Here is a 17,486-nt window from a genome sequence, read left to right as displayed (position 1 = left end):
GACAAGTGACATGACGTCGGCACGCGATATCGCCAGCAATCTCGTGGCTCCGCCCGATCAGACGAAGCGGAAGCACGGTTCGAGTCTTCGTGACCGCCCAATCATCCTGCTGAACATCCTCGGGGTGTTCGCCTTCTGCATCACCTGGGCGCTGGTGACCGAGCGGGGATGGGTTTCTCCGCTGTTTCTTCCATCTCCGTTCAAGGTCGCAAGCGAAGCCGCCGGCGTCGCCGCCACTCACGAGCTGTGGTGGGCCATTGCTGCGTCATCGCTGCGGGTCTTTCTCGGCTTCGCTCTTGCCGCGGCCGTCGCGATCCCGCTCGGCGTGCTGATGGGGAGCTGGTGGCCGGCAAAGGCGCTGCTCGATCCGCTGATCTCGCTGCTGCGCCCGCTGCCCTCCATCACCTGGATTCCGCTCACGATGCTGTGGCTCGGCATAGGCGAGGCTCAGAAGGTCGCCATCGTGTTCATGGGGTCCTGGATCTACGTCCTGCTCTACACGGTGGAGAGCACCAAGCGGGTGGATCCCATCCTGATCAAAGCCGCGAGAAACCTCGGCGCTTCCGAGTTCGCCGTCATGAGGGAGGTCGTCCTTCCCGGTGCCCTCCCGGGCATTCTGTCCGGTCTCAAGGTCAGTCTCGCCATCGCTTGGTCCTGCGTCCTGTCGGCCGAAATGGTCGCGGCCCAGAATGGGCTCGGCGCCCTGATCTGGTCGGCGAAGGACTGGAGCAATCTCGCGCTGGTGCTGGTCGGCATGGTCAGCATCTCCGCGACGGTGCTGGTCGCCGATCTCCTGGCCAACAGGCTGGAGCGCGCTCTGCTGCCCTGGGAGCGCCACAGGCGCCAGAGCTGATCCCAGAGCTGAGCCCCTGGCTTCCGCGACAAAGGAGGTTTCGATGTCCGTCATTCTCTCCGCGCAACACGTCAGCAAGTCGTTTTCCGTGCGTCAGAACGAGGATGTTATGGCGCTGCGCGATGTGAACCTCGATGTGTACGAGCACGAGTTTCTGTGCCTTCTCGGCGCATCGGGTTGTGGCAAGTCGACCTTGCTGAATATGTTCGCGGGCTTCACGCCTCCGTCGCAGGGAGACATCCTGCTGCGATCGAGCCCGATAACCGGCATCGATCCGCGCTGCGGCATGGTGTTTCAATCCTATGCGCTGTTTCCGTGGCAGACGGTTCGCAAGAACGTCGAATTCGGACCTCGCATGAAAGGCCTTCCCGCCAATGAGTGCCGGAGCATCGCCGGGCGGTTCATCGAGATGGTCGGGCTGCGCGGCTTCGCCGACCATTATCCGGCCGAGTTGTCCGGGGGTATGCAGCAGCGCGTGACACTCGCTCGCAGTCTGGCGGCCGATCCGGAGGTGCTGTTGATGGACGAGCCGTTTGCGGCACTCGACGCCATGACGCGCCACGTTCTCCAGGAGGAGCTGAGCCGCATTCAGCGGGAGAGCCTCAAGACCATCGTATTCGTCACGCACAACATCGACGAGGCATTGATCACGTCCGATCGGATCGTCGTGATGTCGCCCCATCCCGGCCAGGTCAGGGCTGTCATCACCAACGACCTCGAGCGGCCGCGCAATATCGATGTTCAGCTGTCTGCTGCATGGGGCGAATTGAAGAAAGAGATTTGGTCGCTTGTCGCGGGTGATGTCTCGCTCCACGCATCCTGACGCCCGCGACGACAAGGCACCGCACATTTGGCCGCATGAAGAGCGGACCAGGGAGATCGAGATGGCGGACATAGCTCGACGTGATATGTTGACGATGGCGGGAGCCGTGGGGGTCGGGGTCGCGATTCCCGTGTCACCCGCTCCTGCGGAGGCGCTGCCGAAGGACAAGGTCCAGGGCAGTCCAGCGACGAGCGCGCCGGCGCGATCCTATCAGTTCTTCGATCTCAACGAGGCGGCGTTCATCGAAGCTTTCGTCGATCATCTGGTTCCGGCCGACGAGCTCTCGCCCTCGGGCACGGAGCTTGGCATCACCATCTATATCGACAGGCAGCTCGCCGGTGCCTGGGGCCGCGGCGCGCGTATGTATCTGCTCGGTCCCTGGGCTGCCGGCACATCGCAGCAGGGCTACCAGCTGCCGCTTGCTCCCGCCGATCTTTACCGCTGCGCCATCCGAGCCGTGGAAGCGCATTGCGAGACCGTCCACGGCGGCAGTTTCGACAGGCTTCAACCCGCGCAGCGCCAGAAAATCGTACAGGCGCTCTCCGACGGAAGCCTGCCTCTGCAGGAGATTCCGGCGCGGGTATTTTTCGACATGGCCTACGCCAATGTCATGGAAGGTCTGTTCGCCGATCCAATCTATGGCGGCAACAAGGACAAGCGTGGCTGGAGGCTGGTCGGATTTCCCGGTGTCATGGCTGCGCATGCCGAGAACATCGAGCGTTTCCGCGGCAAGCCGTATCCGGTTGAACCGCTCGGCATTGCCGATCTCTCGTGAGGACAATTCGATGCCGACGAAACTCAAGGAGGTCGACGTCGTCATCGTCGGCATGGGCTGGACCGGCGGTATCATGGCGAAGGAACTGTCGGATGCGGGCTTGACCGTGGTCGGATTGGAGCGAGGCGCTCCGCGCTCGGACGCCGGTTTCTCGGTGCCGATGATCCGTGACGAACTGCGCTATGCGGTCCGCAACGAGCTGTTCATGGACGTAAGCCGCGATACGCTCACCTTCAGGAACAAGCCGGACCAACGGGCGCTGCCGATGCGGAGACTCGGCTCGTTCCTGCCGGGCGAAGGCGTGGGGGGCGCCGGCGTCCACTGGAATGGACAGACGTACCGCTTTTCTCCGCACGACCATGGGCTACGCTCCCGCGTGGAGGAGCGATACGGCAAATCCTTCATCCCGCGGGACATGCAACTGGCCGACTGGCCAATGAGTTATGCCGAGCTCGAACCCTTCTACGACAAGTTCGAGTATATGGCTGGTATCTCCGGAAAAGCAGGCAACATCGCCGGGCGAATTCAGGAGGGAGGCAATCCTTTCGAGGGGCCGCGTGCGCGCGAGTATCCGAATCCTCCCCTCAAGCCGAGCCTTGCCAGCGAAATGTTCACGGAGACGACGAAGAAGCTTGGCTATCATCCTTTCCCGCGACCGGCGGCCAATATGAGCCGGCCCTACACCAATCCGGACGGCATCAAGCTCGGCGAGTGCCAATATTGCGGCTTCTGCGAGAACTTCGGGTGTGAGGCCAATGCCAAGGCTAGCCCGCACATCACGGTCATTCCGGCGGCGCTTCGCAACAAGAACTTCTCCCTGAGGCCGCATGCCTGGGTCACGCGTGTCAACCTCACTCCGGATGGCAAGCGGGCAACCGGAGTCTCTTACACCAGCGTGCTGACGGGGGAGGAGTTTGAGCAGCCCGCCAACCTCGTCATCCTGTGCGCCTACGGTTTCGGCAATGTGCACCTGATGCTGTTGTCCGGCATCGGCAAGCCCTACGATCCGGTCAGCGATACCGGCACGGTGGGGAAGGGCTATTGCTACCAGGTGGCCACGGTCGTGCAGGCGTTCTTCGATGACAGGATTTTCAATCCCTTCATGGGGGCGGGGTCGCTGGGCGTCGTCATCGACGATTTCAACGGCGACAACTTCGATCACGGGCCGGTGGGTTACATCGGCGGAGCCTCGATCTACAGCGCTTCGCTGGGAGGGCGCCCGATCAATCAGCGTGCCGTTCCGCCGGGCACCCCTCGTTGGGGAGCGGAATGGAAGAAGGCGACAGCGCACTGGTACAGCCGCACGCTGCAAATGTCGGTGCAAGGCTCGAACATGGCCAGTCGCTACAACTATCTCGATCTCGATCCAACCTATCGCAACGCCTTCGGTTTGCCGCTGATGCGGATGACCTATAACTTCACGGACAATGACGAGAAGCTTTCGGCCCACCTGACGACCGTCGCGCATGACATCGGCCGCGCGATGGGGCCGACTCATCTCGGCCCCAAGATGCCTCGTCGCGCTCCTTATTCGATCGTCCCTTATCAAAGCACGCACAACACCGGAGGCGCGATTGCCGGACACGATCCCGGCAAGAGCGCGCTCAATCGGTACCTGCAGAGCTGGGACGTTGCCAACGTCTTTGTCATGGGCGCCAGCGCCTTTCCGCACAATTCGGGCTACAACCCGACGGGGGCCGTTGGAGCTCTGACCTACTGGGCGGCTGACGCGATCCGGACGAAATATCTGAAGGATCCCGGTCCGCTCCTGCACATCTGATCGGGACAACACCATGAAGAGTCTGGTGCGCCAATGGTCCGTCGCATGTGTGTTCGTCCTCGCCGACGCGAATGCCGTCCAGGCCGTGGATCCGACGAAAGGCGAAAGCCTGTATGAGAAATGCCATGCCTGTCATGCCATCAAACAGGAGGGGGTAACCCTCGGACCGTCTCTCGTGGGGATCTTCGGCCGAAAGGCCGGCAGCCTGGAGCAGTTTCGTTATTCGCCGGCCATGCGCCGCAGCAGTCTCGTCTGGGACGATGCAACGCTGGATAGCTTCCTGACTGACCCCCAGGCGCTTGTGCCCGGCAACCGCATGCCGTTTGCAGGCATGTCCGAGAAGAGTGACCGCGACGACCTGATCGCCTACCTGCATAAGGCAACCGAACAGTGATTGCGACGATTGTCGTTTCGGCGGCGGCGCAGCACCACCGGCTGCGCTGAGGTCTGTCAGCCGTGTTCCCGGCCTCGCAGGTTTAGTCTCGCGCGCAGAACGCATCGCCCACGCGTCGGATCGTACGCGCGGCCGACGATCTTCGTGGGCTCGGGCTCTCGCACAATCAAATGGTTTCGTCCTTCCATGACTCTCTGATCGAGGGCGGAACACGCTGCCGTCGCCGGACGATCGCGCGGCCAAGCCTGTCAGCCTCCTGACGATGCGCAAGACACACGCAGGGTGGCGCCCGCAATAAGTGCAACCAAACCGAGATTTGTGCAGCGCATTCAATTGACGCGTCGCCAATATTTGGTATCGTTTCATCACGACGAGAGCGAAGCTGACGCAGGATGCGCGGGCTTCTAGCGCAGGCCAATGATCTAAGGGAATGAAGTAATAATAAGTAAAAATGAAATCTCTGAGAGATCACGGAACACAACTATCGAATAAATCTCAAAGTGATTCCGTCAAGACCGCTGGTCTGATCTCGTACAGTCGGAAGGAGCTAGGTTATGTACTCGCACGAGGCAATTTCCGAAGCAAAAAAGTCTGAGACTGACGGCAAATATAGAAGAATATCTCCATCGATGCGAGATGGCGTCGCGTCCCGCATCGCAACATCGCAGCAGATTTTTGAGCAAACTTGGAACGTGTTCATCAGTATCTTGAGGGAAGATATCCTCTCGGATGGCGATGCCGTCGTCGTCTCCGAAGCCGATCTTGATGAGATCTACGGCGAGCCCCAATCGATCCGTTCGATCGCGCAAGGCGCAGCCAATCGCGTCAAGGAGCGCTCTCTCGATCCACACGAGATGAGAACGCTCCGCGTCGCATTGATGCGGCAGCTCCTGATCAACGCGTCGTTGCAGGCTTGTCTCAACCGCCAGCGACGCGATGTGGCCATCTTCGACCAAAACGAATGCCGGCCATCGCGCTGCGACAGCGCGCCTCTGCGCATGGAGCTCGGCCTGCATTGCCAGGAGACGGAATTCCTGCGCGCCAAGGTTGTCAATGGCCTGCGTGGGCTGGTGCAAGTTCTGGAACGGGTGCTGGATCAGCTTCCGAACGATGACTCTCTGGAGTGCGCGGTCCACGATGCGCTCCAGGGCTTGTGGGATGCGATCTGGTCCGATGAGGATGTGGACCTCATCGCAATGCAGCTGCTCTACGCGGACAGCATGTACGCGGCGCTGCCGCAGGCGCTGGGCGAGGCGAGCAGCCTGCTCTCTCGGCAGGGAATTGATCCTGCGGGTCTGGAGACCTGCCTCAGGCCCTACACCTGGCTCTACGGTGATCGCGACGGGCGTCCGCACGATACGGACGCGCACACCGAAAGGCTGATTGTCGCGCTCGAGAAAGGCGTCCGCGCCAATTATCAGCGCGACTTTGCCGAGATCGCCGAAGGCCACCCGGCTTCGGACATTTTCCGGAAGCTCGCGGACAGACTCGATACCACTCACCCCGAAGCCGTGACTTCGTCATCGCAGCTTCTGGCGGAGCTGGAGGTCAGCGGTCTTTGCGCTGACGAGCGCGTGCGCGCGCTGATGCTGCGCATCGGCGTCTTCGGTTTCCACTATCTCAAGATCGAATTCCGTCAGAACGCAGCCATGTTCACCGAGGTGGTGGACAGCATCATTCCGCCCGGCCTGATCGCGGGGACGCTCGGCCCAGGCCGACCTTCCCGCTATGCTCAACTGTCGACGGCCGAAAGGGTCGAGCTTCTCTCGCAGCTGCATGGGCGCAAGGGTCAGCATCAGGATCTGCCTGAGGAGCTGTGGCGGCGCTTCTGGGACGACAACGGCCAGGCCTTCCATGACAAGGCAGCTCACTACCGGGGCAGGGACTACATCGACATCTACAATGTTGATCGCGAGCACATTCGCGTCCTGAACGCCCTCAATACGCTGAATACGCTCAAGCTGCTGAAGAGATATAGCGACCGGATTACGATTCACGGAATTGCGGAAGCCGGCAGCATCGACGAGCCGTTGGCGCTGCTGTTCCTGCTTGCGGCCGCCGGTCACCGCAACGGTGTCGATATCGCGCTGCAGCCCGAGGATCTCGCGGGCGCAGAAGCCATGCTGCAGCAGATCGAGGATCTCTACGCCAATCCGGTCTATCGGGAGCATCTGGAGCTGCGCGGACGTCGGCAATTCATCACGTTCGGGCCCAGCGACACCGGCAAGCAGGGCGGCAAGGCGATGCACATCGCGAACATGCAGATCGCCAGGCGCCATCGGGCGATCGCCGGCCGCTTCGGCATAGAGGTCGTACCCAGCATCGTGATCGGGTACGAGCATGCGCGCTCGAACGGACCGATCGCCGAGAACCTCGAGCGTTTTGACGCATTCACCGGCCGCGACGTGCGATACATGCTCTCCGGCATTCTGGAGATGCGCAGTCATCTGCTGACGCCCGTGATGGCGCACCAGTGCCTGCGGGATCTGCTTCTTGCGAGCGCAATGCGACGCTCGCCGTTTGGCATCGCGGAGCCGTCGCGGGGCGGCGGACCGGATGACGTTTCCCGAGTCGACTGGATCGCGATCGTCCGCCTCTACAAGCAGCGCTTCTTCGAACATCCGGTGCTGCCGGCGCTGCTGCGTGGCATTGCGCGCTTTGACATCGTGCGCGCCAACAGCAAGAGCACCCGCCCTCCGTCGCGCGCCTTCGACCTGCAAGATCTGGAATCCCGGCCCGATGCCATTCGCGCGATCCCCTGGACGCGGGCCCTGATGCTGAGCGGCGTACGCCACGAACTGATCGGCGCGGGCCTGCTGGCGGTGCGCGACGTCGGCGAGCTGCAGGATCTGTACAGAGCGGATGCAACCTTTCGCGGCTATGTCAAGAACATCGCGTATGCAGCCGCGCGTACGCGTATCGAGCTCGCGTGGCGGACATTGACCGGCTCGCTCCCCGAATGGCGCGAGGTGGTCGCACTGGCAAATAGCCTCCGGTCGAGCGACATGGAGGATCCGCGCCAGCTGCTGGCCTCGATCCATGTCGAATATGTTCAGGCCAAGCGTTTTGTCTACAAGGCGCAGTACGGCCTGGAAGCCGCTCGCCCCGAGGATCTGACGGCCGAGCAGCTTCTCAGTGCGTGGCCTGTGCTGGCTGAGGAAGTCGCGTGGAAGGAGCGGGAGATCGACCGCTACATCCCGCTTCTCGTGGCCACCAAGCGCGAGGCGCAGAACTTCACCAAGGCCGCGATCCAGGAGATCTACTCAGGATTCGTCCTCTCCGCCAACACCGATTTGTATTTCTATGCGGCGGACGAGCCGGACGCGCCCCGACAGGAGAGCAAGGCTCGCCAGCCTGAACACGGCGACCACCCGCGTCACCATTCCCTTCGCGCGGCAGTTTGATGGCCGCCCACGCGGATCAATGATTCGAGCGTCCATCGGTGGGCGACACCGATGGTTTGATCAGAGGGTTGTTGCGAGAGCGGGAGACGAGAATGAGTGACGTAATCATCGTTGGTGGCGGAATCGGCGGCCTCTCACTTGCCTTGGCGCTCGAGAGCGTGGGTATTGCCTCGACGATCTACGAGGCGACGCCGGTCATTCAACAAGTCGGTGTCGGCATCAATGTGCTGCCTTATGCGATGCGCGTGCTGGCGGCCTTGGGACTTGAAAAGGAACTGGAGAAGCGCGCGATCCCCGCCCGGTCGAGTGCCTATTTCGATCGCTGCGGTCGCTCGCTGCATCAGATGCCCGTCGGGCACTTCGCCGGCGAAATCTGGCCGCAACTCTCGATCCATCGCGCAGAATTGCAGGCGGTTATGCTTGACGCGGTGCGCGAACGTCTCGGGTCCCACCAAATAAGAACCGGTTGGGAGTGCACCGGCGTTTCGTCCGAGCAGGACGACGAGGCATGTGTGAACTTCAGGGATCGTCGCACCGGTCAAAAACTCGAACCGCAGCGTGCGGGAATCGTCGTTGCCTGCGACGGGATTCACTCGAGGGTGCGCCGACAATTTTATCCCAATGAAGGTGCCCCTCGCTATTCCGGAGTTTTCATGTGGCGTGGGGTGACACGCCGCTCCAAATTTCTCGATGGCGCCACGATGGTGCGCGTCGGGCTGCCTGCGGTCGGCAAGATGGTGATCTATCCCATTCGCGATTACGACGACGGGACGCAGCTCATCAACTGGGTCGCTGAAGTCGAAGTTCCCGACCCGGGGAATTTCTGCAGCAAGCGGGATTGGAACTGTCCGGGGGATGCGAAGGACTTCGTCGAGGTCTTCGCGGACTGGCGCTTCGATTGGTTGGACGTCCCCGAACTGATCCGCAACGCGCAGACGATCCTGCAATTCCCGATGATGGATCGAGACCCGCTGCCGCGGTGGAGTTTCGGCCGGGTGACGCTTCTCGGCGATGCGGCCCATCCGCTGGTGCCTCTCGGATCCAACGGCGCCGGACAGGCGATCCTCGACGCCGAAGTACTGGCAAGAGAGCTTGCCTACTGCCGTGATCCGGCAGACGGGCTCGCGCGATACGAGAGCGTCAGGCTGCCCGCGACGGCAGAGATCGTCATGTCGGATCGGGCGGGAGGACCTGACGTCATTCTCCAGGAAGGGGAAGAGCGTCTGCGATTGCTGGTTCCTGTTCCAACGGACCGGTCGGCTTTCCCGCGATCTGCAGAAGCGGCGTGAACCCGCTCCACGGAAGCCGACGCGTTGGCCTGTGTCCTTGTGCGTCGCTACGTGAAGAAGCTCCATCTCTCGATCTGTCGACAAGACTCGTAAGGCTGTATTCCGGTCACAAGGAGCCCGCGGATGAACGACGTGTGGTTGAAGGTCCCGGTCTCGGATCATTTTCAGTATGTTCGCGCGACCGACCTGCCGGCTTCAGACGAGGCTGCTCCCTCGCATGGTTGGACCCCAAGGTCCTGGCGCGAGAAGCCTGCGAGGCAGATGCCACAATACCGCGACCCGGGAATGCTGGTCGCGGTGGAGCAGATCCTGCGCAATTATCCGCCGTTGGTTTCTGCCGGCGAGGCGCGGTCGCTCAAGGTGGCGCTCGCACGCGTAGCTGAGGGTAGGGCGTTTCTTCTGCAGGGCGGCGACTGCGCCGAAAGCTTCGCCGAGTTTCATCCGGACAAGATTCGAGACACCTACCGCGTGCTGCTGCAGATGGCGGTTATCCTGACTTTCGGCTGTGGCCTGCCGGTTGTGAAAGTCGGCCGCGTGGCCGGACAGTTTGCCAAGCCACGCTCTGCCGAGCTGGAGGTCATCGAAGGCGTTTCGCTGCCGTCCTATCGCGGTGACATTGTCAATGCTCCCGATTTCGACGAGGCGGCGCGCATGCCCAACCCGGCCCGCATGGTCCAAGCCTACAACCAATCGGCCGCAACCCTGAATCTGCTGCGCGCCTTCTCCCAGGGAAGTTATGTCAATCTGGACAAGGTACGCCAGTGGAACCTTCGTTTGATTGACCGATTGCCGTGGGCCGAGCGCTACCAGAACTTCGCCAGTCGGCTCGACGAAGCGTTGGAGTTCGCGGCGGCCTGTAGCGCCGCAGGGGAGACCACGTCGGCGTTTCGTCTGACAGAATTTTTCACTAGTCACGAGGCCCTGCTGCTGCCGTATGAGCAGGCTTTGACCCGGATCGACAGTGACACCGGCGATTGGTACGACGTGTCCGGCCATCTGCTTTGGATCGGAGACCGCACGCGCCAGATAGATGGAGCGCATGTCGAGTTCTTGCGCGGGGTGAAGAATCCGCTGGGCCTCAAGTGCGGGCCCTCCCTTGAACCCGACGACCTGATGCGGTTGATCGACGTCCTCAATCCCAACAACGAGCCCGGCCGCCTGACGCTGATTGTCCGCATGGGAGCCGACAAGGTGAGGCAAAAGCTCCCGCCGCTGCTTCGCCGGGTCCGTGATGCAGGCAGGGTCGTCGTCTGGGTCTGCGACCCGATGCATGGCAATACCGTCACCTCGCGGTCGGGCTACAAGACGCGATCGTTCGATCGAATTGCGTCGGAAGTGTTTGATTTTTTCGACGTGCATCGGGCCGAGGGCACCCATCCGGGCGGCGTGCATTTCGAGATGACTGGCGAGGACGTTACCGAATGCACGGGCGGTGCCGGGTCCATCACGGATGAGTCGTTGTCGCGGCGGTACCAGAGCGCAGTCGACCCGCGATTGAACGCCAACCAGGCCCTTGAGCTGGCGCTTCTGATTGCGGAGATGTCCAGGACAGAGCGTATGGCTGGCAAGCAGCTTCGAACGGCGGGCGCCCGCTCGGAGGGCAGAACCCATGTTGCGTAGATATAGCGCTCACGTTTTGCGGCCAACGCAGCGGCGACGTGACGACCGGAGGCTACCGATCGAGCCGTAATAGGCGAGGAACCTGGCGTCCAGCCCATTTATACTCACTTCGCTAGATGAGTATAACGGACTTGTTGAGCAGCTCTCGGGCACGCCGGCGGCGGCATCGCGGGCGCGCTCTTTGCGTTCGCGAATTCGTTGGGGATTCTTCAGTCGCTTTGCCGGTAAGGCTGACGCGGCCGAGATCAGCGAGAAAAGATCCGAATGCCTCCAAACGACGATGGCTACGAGAAATGTCTCATTCGGGTGCAGAAATGTACCAGCTACGGCGGTACGCTTCGTTCCGGTTGAGAAGTGTTGTGTCACCTGCTGTTCGAACGGATTGGCGTAGATGCCATCCAGACTTCCGTAAGTCCCCGTTCGCGACGCGTTGCATGGATCAGCAGCCACGTCGCAGTGAAGTCCGCGAACATCTCGTCGCGGAAGATCGCCACCAAAATCCACTTCGATACAGGCTGGGCGGGTGAAGCTGCCGTTGTCGCACCGGATGCGTACGCGCTGATCAAAACCGCGCAGCCATCGTCCCCAGTCGCCGATACGCCGCCTCGCGCGCAGCGTGGATTGGCTCGGTCGGCCCCGTCGTCGGTCCGATCGGCACGAAGCGCACGTCGCTGATGCCGATGAAGCGAAGCGCCTCGCGCAGATAGGGCGTCGCCATGTCGATGCGGCCGCGATTCATGCCGGTGACAAAATCGCCGCCGGAGGCCAGGATGACGATGGTTGGTCGGTCCTTGAGCAGGGGAAGATAGCCCTGCGCTGGATCGAACCGGAATGTCAGGCCGGGCTGGATGACGATGTCGAACCATTGCTTCAGCTTGTAGGGGATGCCGAAATTCCACATCGGCGTCGAGATCAGCACGCGATCTGCCAGCGAAAAGCGCAACGCGATCCGCTCCGCCTCGGAAAAGCTGCGGCGCTGCGCGTCGTCGAACGGCTGCGACTTCATTCGCGCATATTTGGCCTCGACGATGGGACCGACGAATTCCGGCAACCGCTCGCGCCAGAGGTCCATCACGTCGATGTCCCAGTCGGGCCGCGCTTGCCGAAACCCGTCAAGGAAGACGCGCGCGCCGGCGCTCGACTCGGAGTCGGGGCGGGGCGAGCAGGACAGATGCAGGAGCTTGGCCACCGGTCATCCCAACGCCCGGATGACGGCGTCCGCCCGGGTGACGATCGCGACGTTCTGCATGGCGAAGTTGATCGAGGCGTTGTGCCAATCGGCATTCATGGTCGAGCAGCAATCCTCGGGCACGATGATGAAATAGCCCTTGTCGGCGCCGGTGCGGGCGGTGTGCTCGATCGACATGTTGGTCCAGGCGCCGGTGTTGATGATCATGTCGCGGCCGGTCGCCTTCAGGATCGTCTCCAGCCGCGTGCCCTCCCAGGCGCTCATCCGCATCTTCTCGACCACGAAATCGCCGGGCCTTGGCTCGAGACCCGACACGGGCGCCGCGCCCCAGCTGCCGCGCACCATCGCCTTGCTGTCGACCAGGCCTTCGAACAGCGGGGCGTTCAGCGTTACCCCGGGCGCGCCCGGCTCGACGACGAACCAGACATGGATGATGACGACGCCGCGGGCCCGCGCGGTCTCGGCAAGACGGCGAACGTTCTCGACAACGTGCTGCTGCCGCGCATGCTCCGGCGCTCCGGACTCGGCAAACGCGCCGCCGGCCATGATGACGTCATTCTGAAGATCCTGGATGATCATGGCACAGCGCTGCGGGTCGAGATGCATCTCGCCGTCGGCCAGGATGGGGGCAGCAGGTGCGGAGCCGGCAGCCGCGGTGCCACTTGCAGGTCTGGCGTTCATATATGGCTCATGGCGTGGGCCGACCTTGGTCGGGATAGCGTAGACCGAGTGCGTCGAGGTCAGATACAGCGTGCGGAAATCCGGGCCGCCCCAGGCGAGGTTGGCGACCAGCTCGGGAAGGCGGACCTTGCCGAGCAATTCGCCGCGCGGCGAATAAACCCAGACGCCGCCCGGCGCGGTGACCCAGACATTGCCGTGCTGGTCGCACTTCATGCCGTCGGGCAGTCCGGGCTCGAGCTCGGAGCGGATGCCGCTGGCGAACACGCGCGCATTGGACAGCGAGCCGTCGCCAGCGACCTCGAACACGCGGATCAGCGCCTGGACGGTGTCGTTGACATAGAGCAGCTTCTCGTCCGGCGCGAAGCACAATCCGTTCGGCTGGTCGAACAGGGTGCGGTCCACCACGAGCTTCGGCTCGCCGCCGGGCACGACGCGATAGACGCCCTGGAACCCGAGTTGCCGCGGTCGCTCGACGCCATAGACCGGCATGCGGCCGTACCACGGGTCCGAGAAATAGATCGCGCCGGAGGAGTGCACGCAGACGTCGTTCGGGCTGTTCAGCTCCTGACCCTGAAAGTGCGAGGCGAGCACCTCGCGCCGGCCGTCCGGTCGCTCGCGGATGAGCTGCGAGGTCGCGTGCTCGCAGACGATCAGGTTGAGCTCGGCGTCATAGGTCATGCCGTTGCATTTGTTCGACGGGCGCTTGACCTCGGTGACGCCGCGCCGCGGGTCCCAGCGCCGCCGCACGTCACCAGGCATGTCCGAGAACAGCAGATAGTGATCGATCGGATGCCAGACCGGTCCCTCGGTGAAGTCGAAGCCAGTGCCGACCTGCGCGACCGGCGCGTAGGGGTCGATCAGGGTCTCGAATTCGCTTCGCAAGGTGACGTGGGTCATCGCTCGATCCTCAAGTCACGTTACGCCGGAAACCAGTTGCGTGCCGGCAGCGATTGCACGATCGGTCCGGGGACCTGATCGTGCAGGCGCCCGACGACGTTGCCGCCTTCGATCTTGGCGGGACGGTCGTGCACGGGCAGCAGATAGCGCGAACTGCTGAGCAGCTTCTTGATCGAGGCCTTCTCCGCCCGCTTGCTGGTGCCGTGGTTGCCGGTGGTGCGCGGCTCCCAGTCGTGGATCTCGTTGAAGGGCGTGACGATCTGGTCGTTGAAGTCGTAGATCACGTCGCCGCAGATGGTCGCGATGCCGTCGGCGGTCTCGACGATGACGTTCATCGATCCCTCCGTATGCGCATTGGCGGCGTCGCAATAGACGCCGGGCATCAGCTCGATCGGGCCGGTGATCTCGAGATCAAGGAAACGCAGCGCGCTCTTGGTATGCAGGCGGTCGATCAGGTGCTTGATGTCGGGCGCCGGGTATTGCGGATGCATCAGGCCGGAGACGGAATATTCCAGCTCCTTGCGGTTGAGCACCACGGTCGTGTTCATCGGAAACAGATCGTCCTTGCCGGCATGGTCGATGTGCAGATGGGTGTGGCAGACGAAGCGGACGTCGCCCATGCGCACGCCGTGGCGCGCCAGCTGGTTCTCGATCATGTTCTCGTGGTACTGAAGCCCGCGCATGCCCAGCGTTTCCATGATCTGGTTGGAGCGGTAGCCGGTGTCGACCACGACCGGGTATTTCCCGCCGAGGATCAGGAAGCCGAGGGTGAGGACGCGGCGGGTGCGACCGCAATCGCGGCCGAGAACCAGAAAGCTCGATTCCAGCTCGATATCGCCATAGTCCAGGATCTTGATCTCCAGCGCCATTCGTTGCTCTCCCTGTCCTGTCCCTTGCCTGTCAAAGCCGGTAGACGCGCATTGCCGTCGTCTTGAAGATCGCGTCCTTCTGCTCGGCGCTCAGCGGCGCAGCGGCTGCGCGAAACGCATCGACGAGCTCGCGATAGCTGGTCCATAATTTCTCGATCGGAAAATTGGAGCCGAACAGGCAGCGTTCGGCGCCGAAGATCGCGACCGTGTCAGTGACGACGGCGGCAATATGCGCGGGGTCGTTGCGATGGATGAAGGTGCCGAGCCCCGACAGCTTCGAGACCACGTTCGGACAGGCTGCCAGCCGCGCGACGCCGGCGCGCCAGGCTGCGCGGCCGGCGGGCGAGAGGTCCTCGAGCATGCCGGCATGCTCGAGGATGAAGGTCACGTTGGGGCAGGCTTCTGCGAGCGCAGCGGCCTGCGGCATTTGCGGCGTGAACACCTGCAAATCGAAGCTCCAGCCATAGTCGGCAAGGTGCGCAATGTTGCGCTGGATCATCGGATCGGCGCAGAGATCGGCGCGGGCTGCAAAGCGATAGAGCGGGTTCTCGTGCCAGTGCAGCTGCATCCGGACGCCGCGCACCAGGGAATAGCGCTTCAGGCGGTCGAGCTGCGGGCGCACGTCGTCCACGGCGAAATTGGCGTAGGCGACAATGGCATGGGGCCAGCCATGCGCGTCGGCGGTTTGCTGGACCCAGGCGGCTTCGTCCTCGAAACGGTCGTTGGCCCAGTTGGTCTGGACGTAGACCGAGCGGGTGACGCCGGTGCCTTTGAGGTCGTCGAGATATTCCTGGATCGGATAATCGCGCCGGATTGGCTCGTAGGGTCCGAAGATGCGGGGCTGCATCGGGCCGACCAGCCAGGGCAGGTCGGCCTGCCGCCAGATGTGGTGATGCCCGTCAATCATATCGGTCACGCAGCTCTCCTTCGTCCCAGCGCCAGAATGTGCGCGACGATCGACGCGCTCGAGCCGCCGTCGACGAGGTCGTCAACGAAGCGCTCGATGGCCATGAGCGCCTCGGTTTGAGGCCGGAAGCCGGGGCTTGTCGCCAGTGGCGTCAGCCAGCTCACCCGCCAGGCCCGCCGCGACAGCTTTGCGACCGCGTCGCGCAGCGCATCGGGTTCACCGCGCTCCAGCCCGTCCGAGACGATTACGACAGCGGCGCCGCGGGCATAGCCGCCGAAGCGGGGCACGGCGAGGAAGGCCTGGAGCGCGTCGCCAATGCGGGTGCCGCCGTCCCAGTCGCTGACCAGATGCGCGGCCGCGTTCAGTGCCTGCTCGCGGCGCTTCAGCCGCAACGGACGGGTGACGCGGGTGAGCCGCGTGCCGAAGGTGAACACCTCGACATTGGGCGCAGCCTGCACCAGCGCATGCGCGAGCTTCATGTTCTCCTCGGTGCGGCTCTTCATCGAACCGGAGACGTCGATCAGCAGCAGCATCTTGCGCGGGCGCTGACGCCGCTTCATGTGGCCGAGCCGCAGGATCTCGCCGTCGCTGCGAACGCTGTCACGCAAGGTGCGGCGGAGATCGGCGAACGGACCGCGGCGGGTCCGCATGCGACGGTGACCGCGCCGCCGCGGCAGGCGTCGTGGAGCCTCGCGCGCCAGGCGGCGCAGTGCGTCGGTCGTGGAGATTTGCGCGAAGCGGCGCTCGACGAGCGCCTCGGTACGTGTGGCAGTCAGGCCGGATTCATTGGCGTCATCGGACAGCATTGGCTCCTCGTCGCCGCGGCCTTCCTCCTGAAGCCGGACGGTTTCGTCCTCTTCGCCGTCGTCGGCGCGCTCGATCGCCTCGCTGCCGCGGAAGTGCAGATCGAACAGCCGGTCGAAAGTGGCGCGGCGCTCGGGCGGGGGAGCGAGGGTGGCGAGCGCCGCCTGCCTGATATCCTTGAGGTCACGCGGGCCGAGCAGCTCGATCGCGGCGAGGAACGCGGTGGTCTGTTCCGGCGCGACGGCAAAATTGTTGGCACGCAGCAGTGCAACGAAGGAGACGAAGACGCGGGCGGCGCGCGGAAGCCGGGGCTCGGTACTCATGCGGTTGCCTCCGCGAGCATGGCGTCGAGCCGGGGCGAGATGAAGTGCAAATCCTCCTCATCCTTCAATGCCACGCCGATCGACCGCTTGAAGGCGTCGGGCCAGCGCGCGCCGCCCTTGTTGAGGAGCGTCGCGGCTTCGGCCCAGTCGACAGCCTCGGCGATGCCGGGCGCCTTGCTCAGGGGCTCGCGCCGCAATCTTTCCACGGCGGCGACGACGGCGCGGGCCGTGGCCTCGGCGACGCTGGAGGCGCGCATCATGATGATCCGTGCCTCGCGCTCCGCGGTCGGATAGTCGATCCAGTGATAGACGCAGCGGCGCCGCAGGGCTTCGTGAAGATCGCGCGTCCGGTTCGAGGTCAGCACGACGACGGGCCGCTCGGCGGCGCGCACGGTGCCGCGCTCGGGAATCGAGATCTGGAAGTCCGAGAGGAATTCCAGCAGGAACGCCTCGAACTCCTGGTCGGCGCGGTCGATTTCGTCGATCAGGAGCACAGTCGAATCGGGTGCGCGAAGCACGGCCAGCATGGGACGTTCGATCAGGAAAGCCTCGCCATAGATATCGATGCTCTCGTCCCCAGCCTGGCGGATCGCCAGCATCTGGCGCGGATAGTTCCACTCATAGAGCGCGGCAGAGGCGTCGATGCCTTCGTAGCATTGCAGGCGGATCAAGCGGCGGCCGAGTACGGCAGCGATCGCTTTTGCGGCTTCCGTCTTGCCGACGCCCGGCGCGCCCTCCAGCAGCAGCGGCTTGCCGAGTGCGAGGCCGAGATAGGCGGCGGTCGCAAGTCCCTCGTCGGCGAGGTAATAGGCGGCACGCAGCGCTTTCTCCAGCGCCTCCGGGCTGTCGATACCGACGATGTTGCTGCGGACCGCCAC

14 protein-coding genes are annotated in these 17,486 nt (G+C 63.3%); 8 read left to right on the top strand and 6 right to left on the bottom strand.

The features are described from left to right. Positions 1–10: 10 nt before the first annotated feature. The 8 genes from AC066S_RS15525 (at position 11) to AC066S_RS15490 (ending at position 10,938) form a co-directional block, all read left to right on the top strand. Positions 11–853 carry an ABC transporter permease gene (locus AC066S_RS15525; protein WP_478270106.1) on the top strand — a complete coding sequence of 281 codons (843 nt, stop codon included), beginning with the start codon at positions 11–13 and terminating at the stop codon, positions 851–853. A gap of 43 nt (positions 854–896) precedes the next feature. Beyond that, positions 897–1,676, top strand: a complete 780-nt coding sequence (locus tag AC066S_RS15520) for an ABC transporter ATP-binding protein (protein ID WP_478270105.1) — start codon at positions 897–899, stop codon at positions 1,674–1,676. Between the two features lie 94 nt (positions 1,677–1,770). Continuing rightward, positions 1,771–2,451: a gluconate 2-dehydrogenase subunit 3 family protein gene (locus AC066S_RS15515; RefSeq protein ID WP_478270104.1), complete on the top strand. Its 681-nt coding sequence runs from the start codon at positions 1,771–1,773 to the stop codon at positions 2,449–2,451. A 10-nt stretch (positions 2,452–2,461) separates the two neighbouring features. Continuing rightward, on the top strand, positions 2,462–4,231 hold the full coding sequence (locus AC066S_RS15510) for a GMC family oxidoreductase (protein ID WP_478270103.1): 1,770 nt from the start codon (positions 2,462–2,464) through the stop codon (positions 4,229–4,231). Positions 4,232–4,244: 13 nt separating this feature from the next. Further along, a complete protein-coding gene (locus tag AC066S_RS15505) occupies positions 4,245–4,625 on the top strand; it encodes a c-type cytochrome (RefSeq protein ID WP_126258206.1) in 381 nt (126 codons plus the stop codon). Between the two features lie 554 nt (positions 4,626–5,179). Continuing rightward, a complete protein-coding gene (locus AC066S_RS15500) occupies positions 5,180–8,029 on the top strand; it encodes a hypothetical protein (protein ID WP_478270102.1) in 2,850 nt (949 codons plus the stop codon). A gap of 92 nt (positions 8,030–8,121) precedes the next feature. Continuing rightward, positions 8,122–9,318 carry an FAD-dependent monooxygenase gene (locus AC066S_RS15495; RefSeq protein ID WP_478270101.1) on the top strand — a complete coding sequence of 399 codons (1,197 nt, stop codon included), beginning with the start codon at positions 8,122–8,124 and terminating at the stop codon, positions 9,316–9,318. Positions 9,319–9,441: 123 nt separating this feature from the next. Then, positions 9,442–10,938 (top strand): class II 3-deoxy-7-phosphoheptulonate synthase, encoded by a 1,497-nt coding sequence (locus AC066S_RS15490; RefSeq protein WP_478270100.1) that lies wholly within the window; start codon positions 9,442–9,444, stop codon positions 10,936–10,938. Positions 10,939–11,500: 562 nt separating this feature from the next. On the opposite strand, the gene AC066S_RS15485 is transcribed toward AC066S_RS15490, so the two are convergent. From AC066S_RS15485 to AC066S_RS15460, 6 genes are read right to left on the bottom strand one after another with little or no spacing between them, the layout of a single operon-like run. Then, entirely contained in the window at positions 11,501–12,127 is a 627-nt protein-coding gene (locus AC066S_RS15485) for an FMN-dependent NADH-azoreductase (RefSeq protein WP_126258210.1), read from the bottom strand. Positions 12,128–12,130: 3 nt separating this feature from the next. Beyond that, complete coding sequence (locus tag AC066S_RS15480; protein WP_126258211.1) at positions 12,131–13,705, bottom strand: isochorismatase family protein; 1,575 nt, start codon at positions 13,703–13,705, stop codon at positions 12,131–12,133. A gap of 20 nt (positions 13,706–13,725) precedes the next feature. After that, a complete protein-coding gene (locus AC066S_RS15475; protein WP_126258212.1) occupies positions 13,726–14,574 on the bottom strand; it encodes an N-acyl homoserine lactonase family protein in 849 nt (282 codons plus the stop codon). A 31-nt stretch (positions 14,575–14,605) separates the two neighbouring features. Continuing rightward, the gene (locus AC066S_RS15470; protein WP_478270099.1) at positions 14,606–15,490 is read right to left on the bottom strand and encodes an amidohydrolase family protein; all 885 of its coding nucleotides are present in this window, start codon (positions 15,488–15,490) and stop codon (positions 14,606–14,608) included. Then, positions 15,487–16,608: a vWA domain-containing protein gene (locus tag AC066S_RS15465; protein WP_478270098.1), complete on the bottom strand. Its 1,122-nt coding sequence runs from the start codon at positions 16,606–16,608 to the stop codon at positions 15,487–15,489. The genes AC066S_RS15470 and AC066S_RS15465 overlap by 4 nt, the downstream gene beginning before the upstream one ends. Continuing rightward, on the bottom strand, positions 16,605–17,486 hold the full coding sequence (locus AC066S_RS15460; protein WP_126258215.1) for an AAA family ATPase: 882 nt from the start codon (positions 17,484–17,486) through the stop codon (positions 16,605–16,607). The genes AC066S_RS15465 and AC066S_RS15460 overlap by 4 nt, the downstream gene beginning before the upstream one ends.

Source organism: Bradyrhizobium sp. CFUWI (genome assembly GCF_056429085.1).
Note: the sequence above shows the minus strand (reverse complement) of the source record. Positions and strands in the feature narration are given on the sequence as shown.

Excerpts from the sequence above, each read along its gene's own strand:
- AC066S_RS15510 (WP_478270103.1), top strand. The coding sequence starts at position 2,462 with ATGCCGACGAAACTCAAGGAGGTCGACGTCGTCATCGTCGGCATGGGC.
- AC066S_RS15505 (WP_126258206.1), top strand. The coding sequence starts at position 4,245 with ATGAAGAGTCTGGTGCGCCAATGGTCCGTCGCATGTGTGTTCGTCCTC.
- AC066S_RS15480 (WP_126258211.1), bottom strand. The coding sequence starts at position 13,705 with ATGACCCACGTCACCTTGCGAAGCGAATTCGAGACCCTGATCGACCCC.
- AC066S_RS15515 (WP_478270104.1), top strand. The coding sequence starts at position 1,771 with ATGGCGGGAGCCGTGGGGGTCGGGGTCGCGATTCCCGTGTCACCCGCT.
- AC066S_RS15465 (WP_478270098.1), bottom strand. The coding sequence starts at position 16,608 with ATGAGTACCGAGCCCCGGCTTCCGCGCGCCGCCCGCGTCTTCGTCTCC.
- AC066S_RS15490 (WP_478270100.1), top strand. The coding sequence starts at position 9,442 with ATGAACGACGTGTGGTTGAAGGTCCCGGTCTCGGATCATTTTCAGTAT.
- AC066S_RS15475 (WP_126258212.1), bottom strand. The coding sequence starts at position 14,574 with ATGGCGCTGGAGATCAAGATCCTGGACTATGGCGATATCGAGCTGGAA.
- AC066S_RS15520 (WP_478270105.1), top strand. The coding sequence starts at position 897 with ATGTCCGTCATTCTCTCCGCGCAACACGTCAGCAAGTCGTTTTCCGTG.
- AC066S_RS15525 (WP_478270106.1), top strand. The coding sequence starts at position 11 with ATGACGTCGGCACGCGATATCGCCAGCAATCTCGTGGCTCCGCCCGAT.
- AC066S_RS15495 (WP_478270101.1), top strand. The coding sequence starts at position 8,122 with ATGAGTGACGTAATCATCGTTGGTGGCGGAATCGGCGGCCTCTCACTT.
- AC066S_RS15500 (WP_478270102.1), top strand. The coding sequence starts at position 5,180 with ATGTACTCGCACGAGGCAATTTCCGAAGCAAAAAAGTCTGAGACTGAC.